Annotated in this window: 5 protein-coding genes; all 5 read left to right on the top strand. The window is 41.0% G+C overall.

Features of this window, described 5'->3' with window-relative positions; translation table 11 throughout:
• The coding region (locus tag ACFO4R_RS11405) for an EF-Tu C-terminal domain-related protein (RefSeq protein WP_465254255.1) at positions 1 to 116 on the top strand (116 nt) is incomplete at its 5' end.
• 945 nt (positions 117 to 1,061) lie between these two features.
• Entirely contained in the window at positions 1,062 to 1,709 is a 648-nt protein-coding gene (locus ACFO4R_RS11400) for a hypothetical protein (protein WP_379789285.1), read from the top strand.
• An 81-nt stretch (positions 1,710 to 1,790) separates the two neighbouring features.
• Positions 1,791 to 3,305: a catalase gene (locus ACFO4R_RS11395; RefSeq protein ID WP_465254266.1), complete on the top strand. Its 1,515-nt coding sequence runs from the start codon at positions 1,791 to 1,793 to the stop codon at positions 3,303 to 3,305.
• Positions 3,306 to 3,803: 498 nt separating this feature from the next.
• The gene (locus ACFO4R_RS11390; protein ID WP_379789284.1) at positions 3,804 to 4,724 is read left to right on the top strand and encodes an AAA family ATPase; all 921 of its coding nucleotides are present in this window, start codon (positions 3,804 to 3,806) and stop codon (positions 4,722 to 4,724) included.
• Positions 4,717 to 6,507 carry a vWA domain-containing protein gene (locus ACFO4R_RS11385; protein WP_379789282.1) on the top strand — a complete coding sequence of 597 codons (1,791 nt, stop codon included), beginning with the start codon at positions 4,717 to 4,719 and terminating at the stop codon, positions 6,505 to 6,507. Before ACFO4R_RS11390 ends, ACFO4R_RS11385 begins: the two co-directional genes overlap by 8 nt.
• Positions 6,508 to 7,039 lie beyond the last annotated feature (532 nt).

The following is a 7,039-nucleotide window of genomic DNA, read 5'->3' as shown; positions in this document are numbered from 1 at the left end:
TAGTAATGACGGTAGAGTTGATCACAAAGATCGCTTGTGAAGAAGGATTGAGATTTGCGATCCGCGAAGGCGGAAGAACCGTAGGAGCGGGAGTCGTAGATAAGATTATCGAATAAGACATCGGAAGATGTGGAAGAAGACAGGGCAGAGATGCTCTGTCTTTTTTGTGCAAAAAATTTTCGAAAAATAATTGCGACACTTTTCACTCTGTAGAAGATAATACGATTATTCCTTTAAATGGTGGATATCAACGATTTGCACTCCGTAGAAGAGAAAACGAATTTTCTTCGTTGTAGAGAATGGATATGAAAATCGTTCTATCAGAAGGATAGCATGAAATCGAAAGATGGACATATTCGTGATATATTTATCAAGAAATGGCCTATATCTTCTGTTGGAATATAGATTTTTTCAGAGGAAACACTTCCCGTTTCAGTTTTTAAGCAAGGAATGATTTGCAAAGTATTTTGTTTAGTTTAAATCGACATAGGGTATAAAGTGAGAGACAAAACTCCGCGAAGTGTTATTTTCTTAGAGGAAACCTGATTTATTTTAAACATTGAATTTGAGTTGTACTTAGGAACGATCGTTAATCCCATCACATTTTAGAGTGGATATCCTACATAAAGATGGATCGTTTTTGTCTTGATCCGAATCGATAGGATATGCTCTGTTGATTGGGCTTCGTTGTTGACATTCTGTATTAACGTACACTCATACAGAGTGAACACTTATTTTAGACAGAAGAGGGTTAGTGCGACGAGTTTTTGTTTCTTTGTATGGATTATCCTATGTTTTTGCGAAAATCTTAGCACAAAAGTTGCAATGCCCTGACATTATAAAACCGTGAAATTGTAATGTTTAAGAAAGGTTATAACAAGGGAGAATTTTATAAAAATAAAATTCAAAAAACTATTGACATCTTTTTGTAAGTCCGATATAATTCAATCCATAAAATATGTAATGATTACAATTTGATAATAAACTTCGGTTAATTGAGAACTATCGATTGATCGAAATGTATGATGGAAGAAAGTCTTTTATGGGTGGTGGGAGAAAATATGAAAAGAGTTTTTGGAAGAGTCGAGGTTGTTTTTGATATACTGTACTTGAGTATCGCCTTTTTCTTAGGTCTGTACTTTCTTTCTTACAAGGGGAATGGTGTGGTTAAGATGGCGGGGATTATGGGGCTTGTTTTGGCTGTTGGAGATTCGTTCCATCTGCTGCCTCGAATCATGACAATCTTGAAGACTGATGAAGAGAGGTACCGAGCGGCACTGGGCTTGGGAAAACTGATTACTTCGATTACGATGACAGTGTTTTATCTCTTTTTGTATCAGATAGGAACTCGGGTTTTTGAGGTGGATATTCCTTGGTTATGGACGGTGTTGGTTGTTCTTTCGATTTTGAGGATAGGCTCCTGCTTTTTTCCTCAGAACAAATGGTTTGAGCGCTATCCGCCTGTAAAGTGGAGTATTATCCGAAATGTTCCATTCTTTGTAATCGGTGTGATAGTGGCACTGTTTTATCTGGTGTTTGGAAGGGATATAGAAGGTTTTCGATGGATGTGGGTAGCGATTTTACTGAGTTTTGCTTTTTATTTACCGGTTGTTTTGTGGGTAAATAAAAATCCGAAAATAGGGATGTTTATGCTCCCTAAGAGCTGTGTTTATTTATGGATGCTATTTATGTGCAATGCACTTTTATAGAAAAATGTGGTAACGTTATAAATGTGAAGAAACGGTTTTTGGAAAAAATAGAAGCCGTTTTATGAATGAAGGAGGACTATTATGAGTGACAAGAAAAAGTTAACAAACGAGGTAGGAGCACCGATTGCCGATAACGAAAATTCCATAACCGCAGGTCCTAGAGGACTGGTTGTTATGAGTGATGTGTGGTTGATGGAAAAAATGGCACATTTCAACAGGGAAGTTATTCCTGAGCGAAGAATGCATGCGAAGGGATGGGGGGCTTACGGAAAGTTTACCGTTACTCACGACATTTCCAAGTATACCAAGGCTAAAGTGTTACAACCGGGAGCGGAAACCGAGCTTTTTGTTCGTTTCTCGACAGTTGCGGGAGAAAGAGGAGCATCGGACTGTGAGAGAGACATTCGTGGAGTTGCAGTAAAGTTCTATACGGAAGAAGGAAACTGGGATTTGGTTGGAAATAATACACCGACATTCTTTATCCGAGACGTGCATAACTTCTCCGATTTGAACCGTGCAGTAAAGCGGGATCCGAGAACCGGAAGACGTTCCGCACAAAACAATTGGGATTTTTGGACTCTGCTTCCGGAATGCTTCCACCAGATTACTATTGTTATGAGTGATAGAGGAATTCCTGCAAGTTATAGACACATGCACTTCTTCGGAGAACACACCTTTTCTTTCTACAATGAAAAGAATGAGAGAGTTTGGTGTAAGTTCCACTTTAAGACCCAACAGGGAATCAAGAACTTAAGCAATGAAGAGGCTGCAAAAATTACGGGTATGGATAGGGAGTTCCATGGAAAAGACCTTTACGAAGCGATTGAAAAAGGAGATTTTCCGAAGTGGACGATGTATGTTCAGATCATGACGGAGGAACAGGCAAAAAATCACTATGAGAATCCCTTTGATATTACAAAGATATGGAGACATGCAGAGTATCCGCTGATCGAAGTGGGCGTGTTGGAATTAAACAGAAATCCCGAAAACTATTTTGCAGAGGTGGAGCAAGCTGCCTTCACACCGGCTCACGTTGTACCGGGAATCGGTTTCAGTCCTGACCGTTTCTTGCAAGGGCGTCTGTTCTCCTACGGCGATGCACAGCGTTATCGTCTTGGAGTAAATCACAACCATATTCCTGTAAATCGTGCGAAGGTGGAAGTCAATGAGTACCATAGAGACGGTGCGATGAGAACGGATGGAAACTACGGTGGAACGGTTGCCTATACACCTAACAGTGCGGGAACATGGTCCGCTACTCCTGAGGTTGCAGAGCCTCCGTTGGATCTTGAAGGTTCGGTCTATCGTTATGATCCCAAGGACGACCCGACTGATGATTGCTTCCGAGCGGGTGGAGATTTGTGGAGAGTATTAACGGAGGATAAAAAACAGATTCTGATCGATAATACTGCCGGAGATATTGCATCCGTAACGAATAATATCAAGTATCGTCATGCTGTTCACTGTTACCTGGCAGACAAAGAATATGGAGAGAGATTTACCGCAGCAGTAGGCTTGGATCTGGAAAAGGTGAAAGAACTTTCCAAGCTGGACAACAACGGTTTGATTCAAGCTACCTTGGATCAAACTATGTAAAGAAACAAGTCTTTTTCAAAGAGAAAAAAAGAGGGTTCTTACCCTCTTTTTTTCATGGAGAGGAAAAGATTGCTTTGTTGAAAAAATGGTATAATAAGAATTGAGGTATATTTGAAATCGAAGAAAATTCAAGTAAACGAAAGGAAACATATAGCGAATAAGAGACTCGATTTCCACAAAATACAACAAAGACTATTAAGTGGTTCTGCAACACAACATGGTTCCGCAACTGTCAGGTATTTTTAACAGGGATATGGTTTTTACAGATAGAGTATTTTATACTATTCTTCGATGGAAGTGTTGTTATATTTGCGTTGCAATCACGAAAATTTGTTTTCTCTTCTATGGATTACAAATCGTTGATATCCATCATTCAAAGCAATAGTAGTATTAATTATACCATACATTTATGAGGGATCTACGATTCTTATATATGTTTTGAGAAGCGATTCGATAGGTATCACAAGATGGAGAGCATTGAATTTAAAGGATGGGAGATTGAATATGATCGATTTTTTGAAGAAACAGGGTGTGGCAGAGGGCTTGATTGATGAGTTGGAGCGTTTCAGAGCATATTATAAGGTGGAGACCGAGGTGGAACGTAGAGTTGTGAAACCGAGGTTCTTTTACTATGGAAGAAGTGTATGGGAAATGGCGATCTCGGCTCTTTTGCAGGGGGAGAACCTTCTGTTGTCGGGAGCGAAGGCAACGGGAAAGAATGTTCTCGCCGAGAACTTGGCTTATGCGTTCGGTAGACCTGTCTGGACGGTATCACTCAACGTGAATTCGGACAGTTCTTCTCTTATAGGAAGTGATACCTTTGTAGGAGGAGAGGTTCGTTTTCGCCGGGGGAGTATCTACAATTGTGCCGAATATGGAGGCTTCGGTATCTTTGACGAAATCAATATGGCAAAAAACGATGCTCTTTCCGTACTTCATTCCGCCTTGGATTACAGAAGGCTGATTGATGTGCCCGGCTATGAGAAAAAGAATCTGCATGAAGCGACGAGGTTTATCGCAACCATGAACTACGGATATGCGGGGACCAAAGAACTCAATGAGGCTCTTGTCTCGCGGTTTATGGTTTTGGATATCCCAAAGATGACGAAAGAACATTTGAACTATATCATCAAAACCGAGTATCCCGATGTGAAGGAGGAGTATGCGGATGTGTTTGCGGAGTTATTCCTGGATCTTCAATTGAAAGCCGCATATTCTGAAATATCTTCAAAGGCGGTTGATCTTCGGGGGTTGCTGGGAGCGATCGGAGTTATCGGAAAAGGGCTTCCGTCCGGTCGTGCCTTGGATATGGGAATTGTCGGAAAGACTTTTGACGAATTTGAGAAGGAGATCGTTGAAGATGTCATACGACTACGTTTGACGGGAAACGAGGGAAGGGAAGATGTCTTCCATGTCTAAGAATTTAAAAGAAAATGTTTTGTATGGGCAAGAAGTCGATGAACAACAAGCTCTTGTAAGAAGGGAAAACATTGTTTGGACGATGACGGAAGACTACGAGATAAGCCCGGATTTCTCTTTGATTGAAGATACGGGGATTGAATGTTTGGATTTTATCCGAACGGTTTTGTTTGCTACCCTATATAAGGAAGGGATCGGATATCAGGCTCAGGAGCGTCTGATTGCGTTCAAAAACAAGGTGGAGGCTTATGAAATCGTAAGCGAGATCTTTGTGTTGACAATGGAGATCAGGCAGATGAACAGGTGGAAGAAGATAAGACCGGTACTCTTGTTCTATTATCAAAAGGCCCAAGAAGCTGCCCTTGACAGATATCAAAGAAGGAAGCCTAAGGATATCACCCAGGAACTTCGAAATGCGATCTATCTTTTGAGGCAAAAAAAACTTCCCAAGACACGAGCCAATGTGAGAGAGTTAGCTCAAAAAATAGAAGAAATGGGCGATTTTGATATAGGAAGATGGTTTGATTTTCTGGAAGAGATTTTGGCGGACTTCTTCCGCTTCAACAGGGAATTTCGTTATTATGTAGATGAGAGGAAGAGGGCGGAGCACGAAGGAGACTCCTCTTTTAAAAAAACCTCTTCAACATCAAGACATTCAAAAATCTCGAAAGGAGAACCTGTATCGATCGCATCGGCGGAGTTTAATCCCAATGATTTCGGTGATAAGGAAGCAGGGAGTTTTGAGAAGGATATGCAGGAAGTTTCTCTGCTCTCATCTCCTGTCACATATGACAGGATGCACAACGAGATCATCAGGTATTACGGAAGCGGTGTATTTTCACAAAATGAATCGATAAGGATACAAAAAGAATTGTGTACCGGGCTTCATCAAAACTGTCGGCTGCATCTTACAAAAAACTTTATGAAGATAACGGACTCCTATCGGTTGTCCAAGTTAAAAGAGAGCAGGGATGAGAATCTGGCACACTATCGATACCATCACAGGGTGTATAGAAGAAACATTACGAGACTCAAAGAAACAATCGAAAGAGCGATCCTGCCGGATATGGAGGAGTCTCTCGGTAAGTCCGATACGGGAAGGCTCATCGCACCGTCGGTGTGGAGATACCGATATTTGAACGATAGAAATGTTTTTTGTAAGCAGAGTAAGGATGCAAGGGGAGAATTTGTCGTGGATCTGTTTTTGGATTCGAGCGGTTCTCAGATGGAGAGGGAAGGTCCGGTAGCTGCACAGGCTTTTATCATCGCAGAGGCACTCAGTCTCTGTCATATCCCTGTCAGAATCATGTCATTTCAAACCCTCTTTGATTACACGATCTTAAAGGAGTATCGGGACTATTACAGTGAAAAAAATTCCAACAAGGAAGTGTTTTATTACAAGAGCGAGGGAAGCAACCGGGACGGTCTGGCACTTCGGTTTTTGGATCGTCTTATAGAGGAAAAAGACGAAAAGAAACATATTGTCCTTATACTCAGCGACGGAAGACCGAGCGATATGAGAGGATCGAAGCTGTCTTCGGTCTTTGTCAGCAAGGTCAGGAACTACTCCGGTCAGGAGGCGATCTACGATACGGCTTTTGAGGTACGAAAACTCCGCAAGAAGGGGGTCGCGGTCCTGGGAGTTTTCACCGGTAAGGAAGAAGATCGAGTCGCCGAACAGTTGATATTCGGCAAAGACTTTGCTTATATTCACGACATAAAGAGGTTTTCGGATGTTGTAGGAAAGTATCTGAAGATCCAAATCAAGAATTATTTGGAGTAATACTATTCTCCATAGAAGTATGGATATATCTGTTTTTTCGGTCTACAAAAAATTGATTTATCTTCTATGGTCACAGCTTGTTTATATCCATCACTCAAAGGAAGAACAGCAGAAAAACGTAAAAGTACACAGAAGAAAAGATAAGGAGATATCCATTCCTGATATGAAGGTTGAAGGTAAGAGGAACATCCGCTTCGGAGAGGGGCGGATGTTTTGCTGTGCAGAATTTCTTTGAAAATCGGAAACTCATACTACTCTTCGTTTTAAATTTCCGGTAAACAGAATATATATTTGCCGGAAACGTTTTGAGTAGTCGTAGAATTCAAATTTCGCAACCGAACAGTTTTAATAGATAATAGTATCATATCCGTTTTTAAAGTTTATATCATTTTTGAGGGAGGTATTTTTACGGGAAAATGGTATAAGAAGATGGTCGTTCAGAAATCAAAGAGGCGGAATCAATGTATTTGTCAAGCGAAAAATGGTCCAGGGATCTCATCGAAAAACGGCCCGTTATTTTAGCCACTCCCTC

Origin of the sequence: Filifactor villosus, from assembly GCF_042652965.1 — a bacterium.
Classification (GTDB): Bacteria; Bacillota; Clostridia; order Peptostreptococcales; family Filifactoraceae; genus Filifactor; species Filifactor villosus.
The sequence above is the reverse complement of the archived record's forward strand: the minus strand, read 5'-3'. Positions and strand labels throughout refer to the sequence as shown.

What these genes read in the sequence shown, in the direction of transcription:
- ACFO4R_RS11395 (WP_465254266.1), top strand. Translation starts at nt 1,791, where the DNA reads ATGAGTGACAAGAAAAAGTTAACAAACGAGGTAGGAGCACCGATTGCC.
- ACFO4R_RS11385 (WP_379789282.1), top strand. Translation starts at nt 4,717, where the DNA reads ATGTCTAAGAATTTAAAAGAAAATGTTTTGTATGGGCAAGAAGTCGAT.
- ACFO4R_RS11400 (WP_379789285.1), top strand. Translation starts at nt 1,062, where the DNA reads ATGAAAAGAGTTTTTGGAAGAGTCGAGGTTGTTTTTGATATACTGTAC.